Annotated in this window: 16 protein-coding genes and 1 pseudogene; 6 read left to right on the top strand and 11 right to left on the bottom strand. The window is 69.1% G+C overall.

Annotated elements, in window-relative coordinates:
* Position 1 precedes the first annotated feature (1 nt).
* From ROP_RS29185 to ROP_RS29175, 3 genes are all read right to left on the bottom strand, one after another.
* Positions 2 to 2203 (bottom strand): acyl-CoA dehydrogenase, encoded by a 2202-nt coding sequence (locus ROP_RS29185; protein ID WP_015889619.1) that lies wholly within the window; start codon positions 2201 to 2203, stop codon positions 2 to 4.
* A 23-nt stretch (positions 2204 to 2226) separates the two neighbouring features.
* Complete coding sequence (locus ROP_RS29180; RefSeq protein ID WP_015889618.1) at positions 2227 to 3390, bottom strand: steroid 3-ketoacyl-CoA thiolase; 1164 nt, start codon at positions 3388 to 3390, stop codon at positions 2227 to 2229.
* Between the two features lie 187 nt (positions 3391 to 3577).
* Complete coding sequence (locus tag ROP_RS29175; protein ID WP_015889617.1) at positions 3578 to 4189, bottom strand: TetR family transcriptional regulator; 612 nt, start codon at positions 4187 to 4189, stop codon at positions 3578 to 3580.
* A 184-nt stretch (positions 4190 to 4373) separates the two neighbouring features.
* Here ROP_RS29175 and ROP_RS29170 point away from each other — a divergent pair, with 184 nt between their 5' ends.
* Positions 4374 to 5912, top strand: coding sequence for an FAD-dependent oxidoreductase (locus tag ROP_RS29170; RefSeq protein ID WP_015889616.1), 1539 nt, complete (start codon positions 4374 to 4376; stop codon positions 5910 to 5912).
* Here ROP_RS29170 and hsaA read toward each other — a convergent pair whose 3' ends face one another.
* The gene (gene hsaA, locus ROP_RS29165; RefSeq protein ID WP_015889615.1) at positions 5913 to 7079 is read right to left on the bottom strand and encodes a 3-hydroxy-9,10-secoandrosta-1,3,5(10)-triene-9,17-dione monooxygenase oxygenase subunit; all 1167 of its coding nucleotides are present in this window, start codon (positions 7077 to 7079) and stop codon (positions 5913 to 5915) included.
* A gap of 167 nt (positions 7080 to 7246) precedes the next feature.
* Between hsaA and ROP_RS29160 the strand changes: the two genes are divergently transcribed.
* From ROP_RS29160 to ROP_RS29150, 3 genes are read left to right on the top strand one after another with little or no spacing between them, the layout of a single operon-like run.
* Positions 7247 to 8410, top strand: coding sequence for a Rieske 2Fe-2S domain-containing protein (locus ROP_RS29160; protein ID WP_015889614.1), 1164 nt, complete (start codon positions 7247 to 7249; stop codon positions 8408 to 8410).
* The gene (locus tag ROP_RS29155; protein ID WP_015889613.1) at positions 8388 to 8642 is read left to right on the top strand and encodes a hypothetical protein; all 255 of its coding nucleotides are present in this window, start codon (positions 8388 to 8390) and stop codon (positions 8640 to 8642) included. The genes ROP_RS29160 and ROP_RS29155 overlap by 23 nt, the downstream gene beginning before the upstream one ends.
* A 38-nt stretch (positions 8643 to 8680) precedes the next feature.
* Positions 8681 to 9472, top strand: coding sequence for an SDR family NAD(P)-dependent oxidoreductase (locus ROP_RS29150; RefSeq protein ID WP_015889612.1), 792 nt, complete (start codon positions 8681 to 8683; stop codon positions 9470 to 9472).
* A gap of 6 nt (positions 9473 to 9478) precedes the next feature.
* On the opposite strand, the pseudogene ROP_RS29145 reads toward ROP_RS29150, so the two are convergent.
* A pseudogene (locus ROP_RS29145) lies at positions 9479 to 10262 on the bottom strand (SDR family NAD(P)-dependent oxidoreductase).
* Between the two features lie 220 nt (positions 10263 to 10482).
* Here ROP_RS29145 and ROP_RS29140 point away from each other — a divergent pair.
* The gene (locus tag ROP_RS29140) at positions 10483 to 11298 is read left to right on the top strand and encodes an alpha/beta hydrolase (RefSeq protein ID WP_043825520.1); all 816 of its coding nucleotides are present in this window, start codon (positions 10483 to 10485) and stop codon (positions 11296 to 11298) included.
* Positions 11299 to 11368: 70 nt separating this feature from the next.
* Positions 11369 to 12595, top strand: coding sequence for a low temperature requirement protein A (locus ROP_RS29135; RefSeq protein WP_050785239.1), 1227 nt, complete (start codon positions 11369 to 11371; stop codon positions 12593 to 12595).
* Here the strand turns inward: ROP_RS29135 and ROP_RS29130 are convergent.
* From ROP_RS29130 to ROP_RS29105, 6 genes are all read right to left on the bottom strand, one after another.
* On the bottom strand, positions 12592 to 13437 hold the full coding sequence (locus tag ROP_RS29130) for a DUF427 domain-containing protein (protein ID WP_015889607.1): 846 nt from the start codon (positions 13435 to 13437) through the stop codon (positions 12592 to 12594). The genes ROP_RS29135 and ROP_RS29130 overlap by 4 nt on opposite strands.
* Before the next feature lie 66 nt (positions 13438 to 13503).
* Complete coding sequence (locus ROP_RS29125) at positions 13504 to 14658, bottom strand: alpha/beta hydrolase family protein (protein WP_015889606.1); 1155 nt, start codon at positions 14656 to 14658, stop codon at positions 13504 to 13506.
* A complete protein-coding gene (gene bphC, locus ROP_RS29120) occupies positions 14655 to 15566 on the bottom strand; it encodes a biphenyl-2,3-diol 1,2-dioxygenase (RefSeq protein WP_015889605.1) in 912 nt (303 codons plus the stop codon). Before bphC ends, ROP_RS29125 begins: the two co-directional genes overlap by 4 nt.
* Before the next feature lie 87 nt (positions 15567 to 15653).
* Positions 15654 to 16832, bottom strand: a complete 1179-nt coding sequence (locus ROP_RS29115) for an acyl-CoA dehydrogenase family protein (protein ID WP_015889604.1) — start codon at positions 16830 to 16832, stop codon at positions 15654 to 15656.
* A 40-nt stretch (positions 16833 to 16872) separates the two neighbouring features.
* Positions 16873 to 17931: a 4-hydroxy-2-oxovalerate aldolase gene (gene dmpG / locus ROP_RS29110; protein WP_015889603.1), complete on the bottom strand. Its 1059-nt coding sequence runs from the start codon at positions 17929 to 17931 to the stop codon at positions 16873 to 16875.
* Between the two features lie 36 nt (positions 17932 to 17967).
* A complete protein-coding gene (locus ROP_RS29105; protein ID WP_197535779.1) occupies positions 17968 to 18873 on the bottom strand; it encodes an acetaldehyde dehydrogenase (acetylating) in 906 nt (301 codons plus the stop codon).
* Between the last annotated feature and the right edge of the window lie 4 nt (positions 18874 to 18877).

Here is an 18877-nt window from a genome sequence, read left to right as displayed (position 1 = left end):
GTCAGGCCACCGCTCCTTGCCCGGGCTCTGGGTCGCGGGGCAACCCCAGCAGCCGTTCGCCGATGATGTTGAGCTGGACGTTGGTGGTGCCGCCCGCGATCGACATGCACTGCGAGTTCAGGAACATCTGTGTGTCCGACGTGCGGGGCCGGTCGCCGAGCAGCGCCCGCGGGCCGGCCCAGTCCATCGCCACCTCCCACACCTGCTGGATGTGTTCGACGCCGAGCAGTTTCGCGACCGACGACTCGGCGCCCGGCTGCCCGCCCGCGATCGAGCGGAGGGTGGTGCGCAACCCCATCAGCCCACCGGATTGTGCGTCGCAGAGCACCTTGCCGAGTACGGTCAGCTGCTCGTCGTCGATGCCGCCGGGCAGTTCACCGGCCAGGGTCAGCAGTGCCTCGCCACCGGACCCCAGCGAGGAGTCGTGCGACAGTGACACGCGTTCGTTGGCGAGGGTGGTGCGGGCCAGCTTCCAGCCGTCGCCCGGATCGCCCACGAGGAGTTCGTCGGGGACGAAGACGTCGTCGAGGAACACCTCGTTGAACAGTGCTTCGCCGGTGATCTCCCGCAGCGGCCGGATGTCCAGACCCTCGCTCGCCTTCATGTCGATCAGGAAGTACGACAATCCCTTGTGCTTGGGAACCGAGGCGTCGGTGCGGGCGAGGCAGATTCCCCAGTCCGCGTCCCGGGCCATCGACGTCCACACCTTCTGCCCCCGCAGCACCCAGCCGCCGTCCACCTTCGTGGCCCTGGTGGTCAGGCCGGCGAGGTCCGATCCGGCGCCGGGTTCGGAGAACAGCTGGCACCAGACGAGGTCGCCGCGCAGCGACTGCGGCACGAAGCGCTGCAACTGGTCGTCGCTGCCGTGCGCGATGAGTGTGGGCACCACCCAGTTTCCGATGATCATGTCGTGGGGCTTCAGTGCGGCCGCGCGCAGTTCCTCCGCGATCACGAGTTGTTCCACGGCGCCCGCTCCCCTGCCCCAGGGTGCGGGGAGGTGCGGTGCGGTGTAGCCCTTCTCGGCCAGGTACGTCCCGCGTTCCTCCTCGCACAGCGACGCGGCGGCCGCGAGTTCCGCTCGGATGCCGGCCCGGAGGCCGGCGGCCTCGGGTGGAAGATCGATGCCGAGCACCCGCCGGGCACCGCCCAGGGTCGCGCGGGCCACGCGCCGCCGCCAGAACGCGGTGGACCCCAGCAGGATCCGCAGCGACTGCGCTCGGCGCAGGTACAGGTGGGCGTCGTGTTCCCACGTGTAGCCGATGCCCCCGAGCACCTGGATGCAGTCCTTGGTGACCGAGAACGCCGACTCGGGCGCGGTGGCTCCGGCGACCGCGGCGGCGAGTGACGCCTCCGCCGCGCCCGTTCCGGGATTCATCGCGCGGGCCGCGTCCCAGGCGCACACCCTGGCCTGCTCCGCCAGGCCGAGCATCCGCGCCACCCGGTGCTTCACACCCTGGAACTGGCCGATGGGACGGCCGAACTGCCTGCGCACCCTGGCGTAGTCGGCGGCGGTGGTCACGGCCCAGTCGGCGACACCCGACGCCTCGGCGGCGAACAACGTGGCGGCCAGATCGAGGACGCGCTGCGCATCGATTTGCAGGACGTCGGCGTCGGCGATCTCGAGTCCGGTCACCGCCGCGGTCGCGTTGCGGCGCACCACGTCGTGGCTGGGCAGGTCGGTCACGCCCAGGCGGTCGGGGGTGAGCGCCACGAACACGGTGTCGTCGCCGTCCGCGGCCGCGAGCAGGAACAGGTCTCCCACCTGCCCGCCGAGGACGTACCCGGACTCGCCGTCCAGTGTCACTGCTCCGCCGTCTCGGACGAGGCGCAGCGAACCCGGTTGCAGCGCCACCGCGCCGAGGGTCGTACCGTCGGCCAGTCCGGACAGCTCACCCGCGCGCCCGGATTCGTGCAGAACGGCGCCGAGCAGCACGGTCGGTAGAAAAGGTCCGGGCAGCAGGACCCGGCCGAGTTCCTCGGTGACCACAGCCAGTTCCACCAGCCCGCAGCCCGCTCCGCCTGCCTCCTCCGGCAGGTGCAGTCCCAGTACGCCCAGTTCCGCCAACGACGTCCAGAACGACGGTCGCTGCTCGGTCTTGGCCTCGACGGCCTCCCGGAGCACGTCCGGGGTCACGGTCCGCGTGGCCCAGCCTCGCACCGAGTCGCGGAGGTCGCGCTCTTCTTCGGTCAATCCCATTGTCATGTCGGCCTCGATCGTTCGGGGGTTCAGATGCGTTCGATGATGGTGGCGGTGGACAGCGCTCCACCGGCGCACATCGTGACGAGTGCGGTGGCGGTGTCCGAGCGCTCCAATTCGTGCAGCGCGGTGGTGATCAGCCGGGCCCCGGTGGAGCCCACCGGATGCCCGAGGGCGATGGCGCCGCCGTTGACGTTCACCTTCGACAGGTCGGCGCCGTGCACCTGCGCCCACGACAGCACGACCGACGCGAATGCCTCGTTGATTTCGACGAGATCGATGTCGCCCAGCGACATTCCGGCGCGGTCCAGGACCATCCGCGTCGAGTCGATCGGCCCGTCGAGGTGGTAATAGGGGTCGGAGCCGACCATGCCGGACGCGACGATCCGCGCGCGCGGCCGCAGGCCGAGTGCGCGGGCACGGTCCTCGTCCATGAGCAGAACGGCGGCGGCCCCGTCGCTGATCTGGGACGAGTTGCCCGCGGTGTGGATGTGGCCGTCGATCACCGGCTTCAGCGCCGACAGGGCCTCGGCCGTCGTCTCCCGCAGGCCCCCGTCCCGGGTGATCACCGCGGATTCACCGGTGGGTGCGCCCGCCCTGTCCACGACGGGGGCGGTGACCGGCACGATCTCGCGGTCGAATCGTCCTTCCGCCCAGGCCTGTGCGGCGCGTCGTTGCGATTCGAGGCCGAGGGCGTCGACGTCGCCGCGCTCGAGTCCGCGCAGGTCGGCGATCCGCTGCGCGGACGTGAACTGGTCGCCCATGTCGATCGACCAGTCGCCGGGGTACGGGTTGCCCGTTTCCGGCGTGGCGGCCTGGCCGAGGAACACCCGGCTCATGGCCTCGACGCCGCACCCGATTCCGGCGGAGATCTGGCCGGACGCGATCAGACCCGCCACGACGTGCACGGCCTGCTGGGACGATCCGCAGGCGCAGTCGATCGACGTGGCCGCCGTCGTGTACGGCAGTCCCGCGTGCAGCCACGCCTGCCGGGTCACGTTGTTGGACTGCTCACCGGCCTGGGTGACGCATCCGCCGACGATCTGCCCGACGTCCTCCGCGGCGAGACCGGCCCGTTCGACGACGCCCCGCTGTACTGCGCCGAGCAGTTCGACCGGATGCAGTCCGGACAGCGCCCCGCGCCGCCGCCCGATCGGTGTCCGTGCCGCGTCGACGATGACGGCGTTGCCCATGTTCCGCTCCCTCTGTGTTCTCCGGCTCGCGAACGCGTCCGCGGCCCATTTCTGGAATTTATTCTATTTTTGAGGAGACATCAATGCCCTTCGTCTCGCGAAGGACCGTTCGCGGCCCGGCTCAGACGTCAGGAATGAATGTCACCTCGGGAACGCCGACGAGGCGACCCCGGTGCCCGGCGGGCGGTCAGCGGTGCGACAGACCGACCAGCAGCAGGTCGCACGCCTTGCGGATGTCGGATTCGGCGTCGGGAATGGTGACCCGGCCGTTGAGGCACGACTGGATCACGCCGAACCACAACTGCACCAGCAGGCGCAACGCGGTCAGGTCTTCCTCCGTCGGGTGTTCGATCCCGGCGGCGTCCAGCATGATCTGCCGGAACGCGCGGTCGACCTTCCCCGCGTCCGGCACGGACGCGACGTTGGCGGTGCTCGTGGACTGGATCATCGCCGTCGAGAGCGCGGGCCGGCGCAGCAGACCCCGGGTGGCCCGGACCAGGACGTTGTACACCGCGTCCTGCGGCGATTCCCCAGGAGGCGCGCTCTTCTTGAAACCCCGACTCATCTGCTCGATCTGATCGACCATCACTGCGACGAACAGGTGCGTCTTCGACGGAAAGTACCGGTACAGCGTCCCGATCGCGACACCGGCGCGCTTGGCCACCTCGTGCATCTGGACGCGGGCGATTTCCTTCTCGGTCGCCAGTTCTACGGCGGCCTCGAGCATGCGGACGTGGCGGGCCCGCTGTTCCTCCGAACTCGGTTCGGCAGCGTCCCGCACCTCGGCGATTCTCGGCACCCTCGATCCCCCTTCACTCCGCACACAGCCCCGGATCCGCTGTCGATTCTCGCACTGGATCGGCAAAGCTTCGAATTTCGTCCGGTGAGTGGGACCGCACGTGCCGCAGGTCCCCCGGATGCGATTGCGTGAACCCCACGACTGGACCGCCAGTCACCACAGACCATCAACGGAGGAAACGACGATGCAGGACTGGACAACCGAGTGCGACGTGCTGGTGGTCGGTTCGGGGGGCGGCGCCCTGACCGGCGCGTACACGGCCGCTTCGCAGGGTTTGCGCACCCTCGTCCTCGAGAAGACCCCACTGTTCGGTGGCACGTCCGCGTACTCGGGCGCCGCGGTGTGGCTGCCGGGTACCGCCGTGCAGGAGCGTGCCGGTATCGGCGACTCCACGGACAAGGCGCGCACGTACCTGCGCGCAGTGGTGGGCGACGAGGAGATCGACCGCCAGGAGGCGTACGTCACCACCGCACCCGAGGTCGTCGCACTCCTCGAATCCGATCCCCACATCGAGTTCGAGTGGCGCGCATTCCCCGACTACTACAAGGCACCCGGCCGGATGGACTACGGTCGCGCGATCAACCCGCTCGATCTGCCGAGCGACGAGGTCGGGGAGCTTCGTGAGGTCATCCGGCCGGAGGCCGACGTCGACCGGGCAGGCGAGCCGCATCCCGAGGGAACGCTGAACGGGGGGCGCGCCCTGATCGGCCGTCTCCTCATGGCCCTGTACGGCACCGGGCACGCGGAACTGCGCACCGAGACCGCGGCCCGCTCGCTGATCGTCGAGGACGGCCGGGTCGTCGGCGCCGTGGCGACGGACGCGGCCGGTGAGACGATACGCATCCGGGCGACGCGCGGCGTGCTGCTCGCGGCGGGCGGGATCGAGGGCAGCGCGGCCCTGCGCACCGAGAACGGAACGCCCGGCCGTGCGGAGTGGAGCATGGGCCCGCGTGGCGCCAACACCGGCGACCTCCTGAAGGCGGCGGTGGAGGCCGGTGCCGACACCGCGCTGCTCGACGAGGCGTGGTGGTGCCCCGGCGTCGAACTTCCGGACGGCTCGGGCGCTTTCATGGTGGGCGTGCGAGGCGGAATCCTGGTCGACAGTTCCGGCGAGCGATACCTCAACGAGTCGCTGCCGTACGACCAGTTCGGCCGCGCGATGATCGAACACGGAAGCTCCTCGTCCTACCTCGTCTTCGATTCGAAGGAAGGCGGTCCCGTGTTGCCTGCCATCTCCATTCCGAACATCTCCGCCGAGAAGCATCTCGCGGCGGGCACCTGGGTGTCGGCGGACACGATCGAGGAACTCGCCGAGCAGATCGGCGTCCCCGCAGACGCTCTGGGCCGCACGGTCGAACAGTTCAACGACTTCGCCAAGCACGGCGTCGACGAGGCATTCCACCGGGGAGAGGATCCGTACGACAACTTCTTCTGCCCTCCCGGAACGGGTGCGGACGCCCCGCCCAACCCGGCGCTGAGCCCGGTGTCGCAGGGCCCGTTCCACGCGGCCCGCATCGTGCTCAGCGACCTCGGCACCAAGGGCGGGGTCCGGACCGACGCCGACGCCCGCGTCCTGCGCGCCGACGGCACGGCCATCGACGGACTGTATGCGGCCGGCAACACGAGCGCGTCACTCAGTGGCCGCTTCTATCCCGGACCGGGTGTGCCGCTCGGTACCGCAATGGTGTTCTCCTACCGGGCCGTTCAGCACATGCGGAGCTGACTACACGAGGTTGTCCTCCACCGGGAGTCCGAACGCGCCCCTGCCGAACAGGGCGAGGGCGCGTTCGGGCTCGTTGGCCACGTGCGCGCTGCCCGCGTGGGCGTCCCGCCAGGACCGTTCGATCGCGTTGCCCCGGAACAGCGAACTCCCGCCGGCGGTCTTGACGAGCAGGTCGATCGCCTCGAGGGCCCGCTCGGTGGCGCGGACCTGATCGCGGCGCACCCGCAGGCGCAGACCCATGGGGAGTTCCGCACCGGCCTCGGCCAGTTCCCACAGTTCCCGCACGTTGCGGTCCATCTGCAGGATTGCGGCATCGATCTCGGACGCCGCCCGCGCGACCGCGACCTGCGCGAACTGGTCGTCGACGAATCTGCCGCCACCGAGGCTGAGCCGCACCCGTTCCCGCATGAACGTCAGATAGCGTTCGTAGCATCCGGCGACGACGCCGACCCCGGGCGCCGCGACGGCGGTGGTGAAGAGGGTGGCGAACGGCAGCCGGTACAGGGGCCCCCGGTTCACCTTCTGCCCGGATCCGCGCAGTTGCGCCGTCTCGTAGTTCCTCTTGATCCGGTAGTCGGGAACGAAGACGTCCTCGGCGCTGATCTCGTTGCTGGCCGTGCCGCGCATTCCCACCACGTCCCACACGTCGTGGATGCGGTAGTCCGACCGCGGCACCAGCGCGGTCATGAAATCGACCGGGCGGCCCTCGGTTCCGACGACCATCGCGCCGAGCAGCGCCCACGACGCGTGCTCGCAGCCCGAGGAGAAACCCCAGTCGCCCGTCAGCCGGTATCCGCCGTCGACCGGCACGAGCCGCCCGACGGGTGCGTACGCGGACGACACCAGCACCGAATCGTCGTGGCCCCACACGTCACGTTGCGCCCTGTCGTCGAACAGGGCCAGGTGCCACGGGTGCACACCGAGCACGGACGCCAGCCAGCCCGTCGACCCGCACACCCCGGACACGGCGCGCACCACCTCGTAGAAGTGCACCGGATTGCTCTCGGTGCCGCCGTATCGCCTCGGCTGCAGCATCTTGAACATTCCGGTGTCGCCGAGTTCACGGATCACCTGCTCGGACACCCGGCGCGACTCGTCGACCTTGTCCGCGCACTCCGCGATCATCGGCAGCAGTGCACGGACCGATCTGAGGACCTCGTTCGTCATCTGTCGGAGGGTAGGGCGATCGCACCGGCGCGTGGACAGGCGTCTCGCTCAACGGGAAACACCCGTCCGCCGGACGGTCCCGTCCAGTGGGACCACACGATGCGGGCCGTTTCCGCTCACTTAGCGTGCAGGGCACCGCACAAGCCGAGGAGAGGACGGGACGCATCGTGACCACCCAGCAGTCCGAGACAGTCGAGGTACGCGAAATCGACCCGGGCGCAGCACCCACCCGATTCGCCCGTGGATGGCACTGCCTCGGATTGTCCGAGGCGTTCCGGGACGGCAAGCCGCATTCCGTCGAGGCGTTCGGCACCAAGCTCGTCGTCTTCGCCGACAGTGCGGGCGATCTCGCCGTGCTCGACGGCTATTGCCGGCACATGGGCGGCGATCTGAGCCGGGGCACCGTCAAGGGCGACGAGGTGGCGTGCCCGTTCCACGACTGGCGGTGGGGAAGCAACGGCCGGTGCAAGAAGATTCCGTACGCGCGCCGGGTGCCGCCGCTCGCGCGGACCCGGTCGTGGCACGCGCTGGACCAGGACGGGATGCTGTTCGTGTGGAACGATCCGGAAGGCAATCCGCCGCCGGCGGACGTCACGATTCCCCGCATCGACGGCGCGCTCGACGACGAGTGGACGGACTGGGTCTGGTATCGGACCACGGTCGACACCAACTGCCGCGAGGTGGTCGACAACATCGTCGATATGGCGCACTTCTTCTACGTGCACTACTCGTTCCCCACCTATTTCAAGAACGTCTTCGAGGGCCACGTCGCCAGCCAGTTCATGCGCGGGCAGGCCCGCGAGGACATGCGCCCACACGCGTCGGGTCAGCCGAAAATGCTCGGAAGCCGCTCGGACGCCACCTATTTCGGACCGTCGTTCATGGTCGACGACCTGACGTACCGATACGAGACGCACGACGTCGACTCCGTCCTGATCAACTGCCACTACCCCGTCAGCGCCGACAAGTTCGTGCTGCAGTACGGCATCATCGTCAAGAAGTCGAAGGACCTCGACGGCGACGCCGCCACCGAGATGGCGAAGGGCTTCGGCACGTTCATCGCGAAGGGCTTCGAACAGGACATCGAGATCTGGAAGAACAAGACCCGCATCGAGAACCCGCTGCTGTGCGAGGAGGACGGCCCGGTCTACCAGTTGCGGCGCTGGTACGAGCAGTTCTACGTCGACGTCGCCGCGGTGACCCCGCAGATGACCGAGCGGTTCGAGTTCGAACTCGACACCACCCGCCCCGTGGAGTCGTGGAAGCGCGAAGTGGAAGCGAATCTCGCCCGGAAGGTCCGCGAAGCCGATGCAGCCGCTGCAGTGCACTGAGTGCGGCGCGCGGGTCCTGGTGCAGAAGAACAGCTGGGAACACACGTCCGTCCAGTGGGACGACACCGCCCGCGCGCACTGCCGCGAGATCGGCACCACCGGCGACGGCCGGCCCGGTACTCCCCGCAAGGAGTGCGCGGCGCTGACCGCGTCGATCACACGAGCGGTGGAAGCAGGTGCGGTCCCGGTGCGCGATCCCGGCCCGGTCCCGACTCCTGTCGTCGTCCACTGAAACTCGTCGCACCTGAACCATTTCCGAGAGGACACAACATGATCGACACCGGACACTACGGCCCGTGGGCCGTGATCGCGGGCGGCTCCGAGGGTGTGGGCGCGAGTTTCGCCGAAGAACTCGGCAAGGCGGGAATCAATCTGGTCCTGATCGCCCGCAAGCCCGGGCCGCTCGAGGAGACCGCGGACAAGGTCCGCGCGCACGGCGTCCTGGTGCGCACTCTCGCGCTCGATCTCCTCGACCCGGACGCCCTCGACCGGATCCGCACGGCCACCGACGACGTCGAGGTGGGCCTGCTGATCTTCAATGCCGGCGCCAACAGCTACGGGCACGAGTTCGTCAGCGGAGACCTCGCCGGGTTCCAGCGGGTCATCGACCTCAACATCACCTCTCAGCTGCACCTGTCGCAGCATTTCGGCGTGAAGATGAAGGACCGCGGCCGGGGCGGGATCGTGCTGGTCGGTTCGCTCGCCGGGTACCTGGGTTCGGAGGACCAGAGCATCTACGCCGCGTCGAAGGCGTTCGGCCGGGTCTTCGCGGAAAGCCTCTGGCTCGAACTCGCACCGTTCGGAGTGGACGTGGTCGAACTGGTCCTCGGCGTCACCCGCACGCCGGCGATGGTCCGGGCGGGGCTGAACTTCGATCTTCCCGGGATGAACGTCGCCGAGCCCGAAGACGTTGCCCGGGAGGGTCTCGCACACCTCGCCGACGGCCCGGTGTGGGTGGCGAGCGGCAATTACGACGCGGCGCGCACGCGGAGCGGTTTCCCCCGAGGCGCACTCGTGCGCGGTGCGGCCGAGGGCATGCGGAAGCTGCTGGGCCGCAGGTAGCGTGCGTCAGAGGGTGGTGACCAGTCCCCCGTCGATCACGAATCGGACCCCGTCACGTTGCCGGCCCGGTCACTCGCGAGAAACGTCACGAGATCCGCCACCTCGTCGGGGCGGGTGAACCGGCCCGTGACGGACTGCTTCGCGACGCTTTCCGCCACCGCCGCCGGATCGCCGCCGCCTGCGCGCGCCACCGTGGCGGCCACCCCGTCGTCCCCGAGCCACAGTGCGGTCGACACCGGACCGGGACTGACGGTGTTCACCCGAATACCCAGCGGCCCCATCTCTTTCGACAGCGCCTTCGAGAAGTTGGTGAGCGCCGCCTTGGATGCGCAGTAGTCGATGACGGTGGGTCGGGCAGGAAACTGTTGACCGAACTGGTGGTCACGATGCTGCCCCGGCCTGCCGCGATCATCGGGGGCAGAGCGGCCCGGATCGTCCGCACCGCCGACATCAGGTTGAGATTCATCGTCGTGATCCAGTCCGCGTCGGTCACGTCGAGGAATCCGGTGAGTCTCGGGTGGGCGGCTCCGACGTTGTTGACGACGACACCGAGACTGCCGCGTGCGGTGGCGGCGGCGACGAGTTCCGCCGGGCCGGCGGGCGTCGACAGGTCGACGCTCACCGCCTCCACGGATCCTCCGCGGACGAGTTCCTCCAGTTCCGGACCGGGCGAACGCGCGCCCGCCACCACGAAGGCGCCCTCCGCGGCGAGCGCGCGGGTGATGGCGAGCCCGATACCCTTGCTGGCTCCGGTGACCACGGCGACGGTGCCACTCAACGCGAGATCCACGGGATTCCTCCTGACCAGTGTGCACACGAGCAGAACGCCCCCTCCGGTCACGCTAGCCGAAATGATGCCGACCGCGCTGCGGGCGAGTAATCTCAGCCACGAAGGGCCAGGCCACGGCGTCGCCTGTCGTACCGCACTGCTTCGTGCCGGACGACTGTTCCTGGCGCGCAGGACCCTTCACCCTGACCACTGTGTTCCGTCCTGACCCGGGAGACGAGTGATGCGACTTCTTCGACTTCGAACCGCCCTTGCCGCGTGCGCGGTCGCGGCTGCGGGAACACTCACCGTGGGAGCCGGACCGGCCCTCGCCCAGGATCTGCCGACGGTGGTGCTGGTACACGGCGCGTTCGCCGACACGACCAGTTGGGATGCGGTGGCGGCGAACCTCCGCGGTCGAGGATACGAAGTCGTGGTTCCGGACAACCCGTTGCGCGGGCCGGCGTACGATTCCGCCGCCGTCGAGAAGGTGCTGGCGGACATCCCGGGGCCGGTGGTGCTCGTCGGTCACTCGTACGGCGGCGCCGTCATCACCAACGTGCATTCCCCGAACGTCGAGGCTCTCGTGTACGTGGCGGCGTTCGCCCCGGCGCAGGGTGAGCCGGTGATGCTGAACCTCGACCCGATCCGGTTCCCCGGCAGCCAGTTGCTTCCGCCGGTGCTGCAGGTGAAGGTCGTCGACAACGATCCCACCGGGATCGCGGGCAGGAACCTCGACGGCTACATCAACCCGGCCGACTTCCATCGGGTGTTCGCACCGGACGTGTCCGACGCCACGGCCGCCGAGATGCTCGCGCACCAGCGGTCGGCGGCGCTGGTGGCAAACCTCGAACCGAGCGGGCCGCCCTCGTGGGCGTCTACTCCGAGCTGGGCCATGGTCGCTCAGAACGATCAGGTGATTCCGGCGGCGTCCGAGCGGTTCATGGCCACCCGGGCGGGGGCGCAGATCACGGAGATTCCCGCGTCGCACGCCGTCCTCGTGTCTCAGCCTGCCGCCGTCGCCGACCTCGTGGTCCAGGCAGACCAGGCGACCCCGTAGCTTCCCCGCCGTGAACTCGCCCGAACGATCGGCACCGGACACCGGGAGCCTCGCCCACCGCGTCCAGAAGATGGTCGGACGAGATCCTCACGAGGAACACCGTGCGGCAACACCGTTGGAGTTGCTGTTCGATCTCACGTTCGTCGTCGCGTTCGGTGTTGCGGGCAATCAGTTCGCGCACCTCCTCGCCGAAGACCACGTCGCCGCCGGGCTGGCGGGATTCTCGTTCGCGATGTTCGCGATCATCTGGGCGTGGATCAACTTCTCCTGGTTCGCCTCGGCCTACGACACGGACGACTGGATCTACCGGGTCACCACCATGATCCAGATGATCGGCGTCGTCATCCTGGCACTCGGCATGCCGCCGATGTTCGCGTCCATCGACCGTGGAGTCGAACTCGACAATTCCGTGATGGTGTCCGGGTACATCGTCATGCGGGTGGCGATGGTGTTCCAGTGGTTGCGCGCCGCCCGGCACGACCCCGACCATCGTTCCGCGGCACTGACCTATGTCACGACGCTCGTCGTCGCGCAGATCGGCTGGGTCGCCCTGGTGATCGCGCCTCTCACCGTCGAGTACGCGTTCGGTCTCGGCGTGATACTCATCCTCTTCGAGATGAGCGGCCCCGTCATCGCCGAACGATTCAAGGGTGGAACACCCTGGCACGCACACCACATCGTCGAGCGTCACGGCCTGCTCGTGATCATCACGCTGGGCGAGGGTGTGATCGGCACGGTGACCTCGCTGTCCGCCGTGGTCGATCACCAGGGCTGGACACTCGACGCGATACTCGTCGCGGTCGCGGGCATCGGGCTCACGTTCGGACTGTGGTGGGTCTACTACACGCTCCCGTCGGCGGAGATACTCGAGGTGTACCGCAATCGGTCATTCGTGTGGGGATACAGCCACATCGCCCTGTTCGCGTCCCTGGCCGCGGTAGGGGCTGGGCTGCACGTGGCCGCCTACTACATCGAACACGCCTCCCACCTCGGCGCGACGGCGACGGTGCTGTCCGTCGCCGCGCCCGTCGCGATATTCCTCCTCGGCGTGTATCTGCTGTACACGTATCTGTTGCGGGTTCCCGACCCGTTCCACATCCTGCTCCTCGTGCTGACTGCGGCGACGATCGCGCTCGCACTCGTGCTGGCGGCGCAGGGCGTGTCGATGGCGTGGTGCCTGATCGTGGTGATGCTGGCACCGGTCGTCACCGTCGTCGGATACGAGTTGCTCGGGCACGCGCACGAGACCCGGGCCCTCGAGATCGCACTCGGACGCGCCGACTCGGGTGCCCGCTAGGACCAGGGAGTCACCGGCCGCCGCCGGGCCACACCGTCGACGACCAGATCGATGCGCTCGTCGAAGAACGCCACGAGGCCCCGCACTTCCGACGCGTCGACGAGGGGCTCGTCGTAACGCCAGGCGATGTCGTCGAGAACGCCGTCGGCAGTGACGACGGACGAGTAGGCGGCCTCACCCTTGTAGGCACAGTAGGTCGTCGTCGCACTCGGCCGCAGGTCCGCGACGACGTCTTCGGGCGGCAGGTAGTAGCGGACCGGCAGCATCGTCTCGAACAGCATTCTCGCCCGCCGGGTGTCGGCGAGGAGCGTGTCGCCCAGCATCACCCGGATGTGCCGGGACGTGCGGCGGACGTCGATGCGCTGGAACGGGTCGTGCGGATGCCCGACGATCTCGTCGTCCTCCTCCAGCCAGCGGTCGAATCCGTCGAAATCGAGCACCACGTAGCCGCTCAGGTCCGGGTCGCCGGGCAGGAAGCCCGCCGCGGATCGTGCGCTGTCGCCGGATGTGCGGATGGCAACCGTCACGCCCTCCGTGCTGCGCACGGAGAACGGCACCCGCGGGTCGAGCACCGGCATCGTCGTCACGTCCGGCAGGGCGAACCCGACGTCGGCCGGATCCGGCTGCACCGCGCTCGGTGGCTGCGGCTCCAACGCCGCGGCAATGTCCTCCGCCGGCACCGCATAGGTGGGGACGATGCGCCGCGGTTCCCAGACCAGAACCGCGCGGACGCTGTCGACCACCGTGGTCCCGTCCAGCACGGCGCGGATCCGTTTCGCCGTCGGCTCGTAGCGAAGCTCGCGCAACTGTTGTCCGATGGTGTCTCGACGTCGCAGGCCCATGAGTTCGAGACTAGGCCTCGTCAGCGGGTCGGCGCACTGTCGACGGCCGTGCGGTCGCGGGCATCCTCAGCGAGCGAGGATCCCCGCGACGAACTCCTGCGCGTCCTGCTGCGAGGCGCCGATCGTCCCGCGGTGGTCGACGTCCACGTACGTCCGATACGTGAGTTCGTTCCCGTTGTCCTGCAACGTCTTCACCATCAGATCCGTCGACGGTTTGCTCACCACCCGGTCGCCGGAGCTCTGCGTGACCAGCGTCGGCACCTGCACGTGCACCCGCGACGGCTCCTGCCGCACCAGGTAGTCGGTGAGCGGTCCCAGGTCGGCGTCGGGACGGAACACCTGATCGGCGGGCACGGGTGGGACCTTCCGGATGTCATCGATGCACCCCGTCCGCGCCGCCGTCAGCAGCGGTTGGGCCTGCTCCGTCAGCAGCGCCGACGGGTCGATGGTGGGGTCCGCGGCCTGCGCGCCGAGCAGGATCAGCGGGAGGAACGCCTCCGCCGCCTCGATACCCGGAACACCCGAGCGGAAGTACTGCGGCGTCTGATCGAGCCCGTTGCCGGGGGCGATCGCCACGGCGCCACCGAGTTCCAGTTCCGGGGCGCGATCCCCGGCCTGGGCCGCGGTGAACAGTGCCGCCTGCCCGCCCTGGCTGTGACCGATCACGAACCACGTCGCGCCGACGGCCGGATCCACCTCACGGGCGGCGCGGACGATGTCCACCACCGCGTTCGCCTCGGTGTCGCCGTTGATGTACGGGTGGATACCCGGCGTGCCCAGACCCTGATAGTCCGTGCTCACCACCGCGTATCCCTTGGCGACCCAGTCGTCGAGGGACGCGTTCACCCCGGACAGATATCCGTGGGCGGGGCCGCCTGCGAAATCCGCGGACGGGGCGCAGGCGTCCGCGACTCCGGTCGTGCCGTGCGCCCAGCTGATCACCGGGTACCCACCCTCGGGTGCCGGCGTGCGGGGAATCGCCACGGTACCCGACACGACGACCGGGTCGCCGTTGCCGTCCTGCGACGCGTAGGTGATCACCTCGTTCCGCGCGGCGCTCGGCAGCGCCGGACCGTCGGCGACGGCCCGGGCCGACAGGAGCTGTCCCGGTCGGGGCGCGGCCGGGTCCGTCACCGTCTCGGATGCCGCACTGGAACAGGCACTTCCACCGAGGAGGACGAGCGCGGCCACCACGCCGATGCGGGCGCGCGACGCCGTCACGAGAACGCCGCCAGCGGCTCGGAACCCGACCAGTCGTGGCCCCAGTAACTGTCCGCGGTGATCTCCTCGGCGGTGTAGTGCGTCTCGTCGACGAGCATGCCCTCGGTGCCGAACTCGAGGTCCCAGCCGCCGGGGGCGCGCACGTAGAACGACACCATGCGGTCGTTGGTGTGGCGGCCGAGCGTCGACGAGATCGAGAAACCGAGCTTGCCGAGGCGGTCGAGTGCCTGGCCGACGGCGTCGAGTGTGTCGACCTCCGTCATCAGGTGCACCATTCCGGGCTCGCCGCTGTGCGGCGCGGGGCACAGTGCGAGGCTGTGATGACGCTGGTTGACCCCCATGAACCGGACGCGGCGGGCCGGTCCAGGGGCGTCGGCCGGCCCGAGGCGGATCGCCCCGCGGGGCAGGAAACCCAGCACCTCGGTGTAGAACGTGTAGGCCTCGTCGAATGCCGGCGTCGGGAGGACGACGTGCCCCAGCCCCTGCGCGCCGGTGACGAACCGCCCGCCGTGCGGGGTGACGACGGGACCGTGGTCGAGCACCGGTCCGAAGAACACCTCCACCCGCGTGCCGGACGGATCGTCGAACGCGATCACCTGCTCGGCGTCACGGTAGCGCGACTCCTCCTCGGACAGGACATCGACCGCGACGCCCGACTTCTCCGCCTCCTCGCGCACGCGCTGGAGGGCGAACTGGTCGCGCACCTCCCAGCCCACGGCGAGCGCCTTGTCCGTGTCACCGGGGAGGACGATCAGCCGTGACCGTCGTTCGTCGACGCGCAGGTACAGTCCGTCGGGCTCGGGTCCGGAGCCCTCGGCCATGCCCAGCCCGTCCACCACCAGCTCACGCCAGCGCGGCACGTCCTTCGTCTGGATCCGCAGGTATCCGAGCCCTCGAATCTCTGTCATGTGCAGTCCTTTCCTGGAAGCGGCTCCGCCGCCCGTGCGCCTTTCTGGTTGCTGGAACTACCAAAAAGGCGCACGGGCGCGGAGCGCCTAGATCATGGAGCGGTGGATGCCCTGGGGTTCGCCGCCGAGCTGGGTGAGTGCCGAGGAGTGGAAGATCGAGCCGGGCACGTGGATGGCGTGGGAGAGGCCGGCGTGGGCGTCGCGCCAGAAGCGCTGCATGGGTGTCTTCAGTTGGAGCGCACCGCCACCGGAGCGTGCGAAGATCTCGTCCACGGCGCGGACCGCCCGCCAGGCGGCGGCGGTCTGGGTGCGACGACCGATCGACCGCAGTTCGAACGACACCTCACGACCCTTCTCGGTCATGTCCCAGAACCGGTCGACCGTCTCCAGGATCGCCGCGCGGGACGCCGCGATCTCCGCGGCCGCCTCGCCGATGGCGAACAGCACGTACGGGTCTTCCTTGATCGCGGTGCCGGAGACGGTGATGCGTTCGCGTTGCGCGTTCAGGTGGCAGGCCAGCGCACCCTCGGCGATGCCGATGAGCGAGGACGTGATGCCGAGCGGGAAGATGCACGAGAACGGGAAATTGTAGAGCGTCTGGGTGCGGCCGAACTCCTTCGGCGCGGACCCGTCGAACACCCTGTCTGCCTGCAGCGTCCGGTGCTGCGGGATGAACGCATCCTTGACGATCAGGTCCTTGGATCCGGTGCCGCGCAGTCCGACGACGTTCCAGCTGTCCTGGTCGATGTCGTAGTCCGAGCGCGGGAGCAGCACGTGCAGGATCTTCGGCGGCATCACCCGGTTGCCGTCCCGGTCGCCGACCGCGGCGCCGATCATCACCCACCCGCAGTGGTCGGTGCCCGACGAGAACGACCACCGCCCGTTGAGGACGTAGCCGCCGTCGGTCGGCACGGCCACGCCCATCGGCGCGTACGGCGACGCCATCCACATGTCCGAGTCCGCGCCCCACACCTCGTCCTGGGCCGTGCGGTCGAAGAACGCCAACTCCCACGGGTGGACGCCGACGATGCCGCTGACCCAGCCCGCGGCCCCGTCGATGGCGCCGATGCCCATCGCGGTCTCCGCGAACTCGCGCGGGTGGGATTCGTAGCCGCCGTACTCCTTCGGCTGCAGCATCCGCATCACACCGGAATCGCGCAACCGCTTCGCGGACGTGTCGGACAGGCGCATCAGCTTGTCGCCCTCGGCGCCTTCCGCGCGGATCTCGTCCGCGTACTGTTCGATCCTGTCAAGAACCTGGCCCATGATGATCTCGGCTTTCTGGTGTCGGTACCCGGCGGAACGCCTAGGCGGACTTCTTCTCGGCGACTGCGGTTTCCGCGGACTTCCGGTCCGCGAGACCGAGCGCGATCTCGATCAGCTGGTCCTCCTGACCGCCGACCAGCTTGCGCCGGCCGGCCTCGATGAGGATCTCGGCACCGGACACGCCGTACCGGCTGGCGTGCGAGTCGGCGTGCTTGAGGAAGCTGGAGTACACCCCCGCGTAGCCCATGGTCAGCGACAGCCGGTCGAGCAGGCAGTCGCCGTCCATGATCGGCCGGACGACGTCCTCGGCGGCGTCGATGATCTTCAGAGTGTCGATGCCCGTGCGGATTCCGAGTTTCTCGGTGACGGCGGCGAACGCCTCGACCGGGGTGTTGCCCGCTCCGGCACCGAAACGCCGGGTGGAGCCGTCGATCTGCAGGGCGCCGGCCTCGACGGCGAGCACCGAGTTGGCGACCCCGAGGCCGAGGTTCTCGTGCCCGTGGAAGCCGACCTGTGCGTCGTCGCCGAGCTCCGCGACGAGGGCGGACACGCGGTCGCTGACGGCGTTCAGGATCAGCGCCCCGGCCGAGTCGACGACGTAGACGCACTGGCAGCCGGCGTCGGCCATGATCCGGGCCTGCTTCGCGAGGACCTCCGGCGGCTGGCTGTGCGACATCATGAGGAAGCCGACCGTCTCCAGCCCGAGGTCGCGGGCGAGCCCGAAGTGCTGCACGGAGATGTCGGCCTCGGTGCAGTGCGTGGCGATGCGGCAGATGCTCGCGCCGTTGTCCGCGGCCTCGCGGATGTCGGACCGGACACCGAGTCCGGGGAGCATGAGGAACGCGATCTTCGCCTGCTCCGCGGTCTCCACGGCGGCCTTGATCAGCTCCTGCTCCGGGGTGTGGCTGAAGCCGTAGTTGAACGAGGAGCCGCCGAGTCCGTCGCCGTGGGTGACCTCGATGACCGGGACCCCGGCGGCGTCGAGCGCCCCGACGATGGAGCGGACGTGTTCGACGGTGAACTGGTGTCGCTTGGCGTGGGAGCCGTCGCGCAGCGACGAGTCCGTCACCCGGATGTCGAGATCAGCACTGTAGGGCATCGGGATTCCTCCGAAGTGTGAGTGGGGCGGACGCGCTCAGACGCTCGCGCCGAGGATCTGCGTCGCGAAGCTCTCGCCGACCTTGGTGGCGGCGGCGGTCATGATGTCGAGGTTGCCGGAGTAGGGCGGCAGGAAGTCGCCCGCGCCCTCGACCTCGAGGAAGATGCCGACCCGGGCGAGTCCGCGGCTAATCGGCGTCGGGTCGTCGAATTGGGGTTCGGCGCGCAGGCGGTAGCCGGGGACGTACGCCTGCACGGACGCCGCGACGTCGTGGATGGACGCGGTGATCGCGTCCCGGTCGGCGTCAGCGGGGATGGAGCAGAACACGGTGTCCTTCATGAACATCGGCGGTTCGGCCGGGTTCAGGATGATGATCGCCTTGCCCTTCTTCGCCCCGCCGATCGTCTCGATGCCGCGGCTCGTGGTGATCGTGAACTCGTCGATGTTCGCGCGGGTGCCCGGGCCCGCGGACGGCGAGGCCACGCTCGCGACGATCTCGGCGTACGCCACGTCGGTGATCCGGGAGACGGCGTGCACCATGGGGATGGTCGCCTGGCCGCCGCACGTGATGAGGTTGACGTTCGGCGCGGTCCGGTGCTCGCCCATGTTCACGGCGGGCACGACCGCGGGTCCGAGCGCGGCGGGGGTGAGGTCGACGGCCTGGATGCCGAGTTCCCGGTAGCGTGGGGCGTTCGCCCGGTGGACGTACGCGGACGTGGCCTCGAACACGATGTCGGGGCGCTCGTCCCGGGCGAGCAGCCAGTCGACGCCCTCGGCGCTGGCGATCACACCCCGGTCCGCGGCGCGCTTCAGCCCCTCGCTCTCGGGGTCGACGCCGATCATCCAGCGGGGCTCGATGATCTCCGAGCGGAGGAGTTTGTACATCAGGTCGGTGCCGATGTTGCCGGATCCGACGATCGCGGCGAGAGCCTTGGTCACAATTGTC

This window comes from Rhodococcus opacus B4 (assembly GCF_000010805.1).
Classification (GTDB): Bacteria; Actinomycetota; Actinomycetes; order Mycobacteriales; family Mycobacteriaceae; genus Rhodococcus_F; species Rhodococcus_F opacus_C.
The sequence above is the reverse complement of the archived record's forward strand: the minus strand, read 5'-3'. Positions and strand labels throughout refer to the sequence as shown.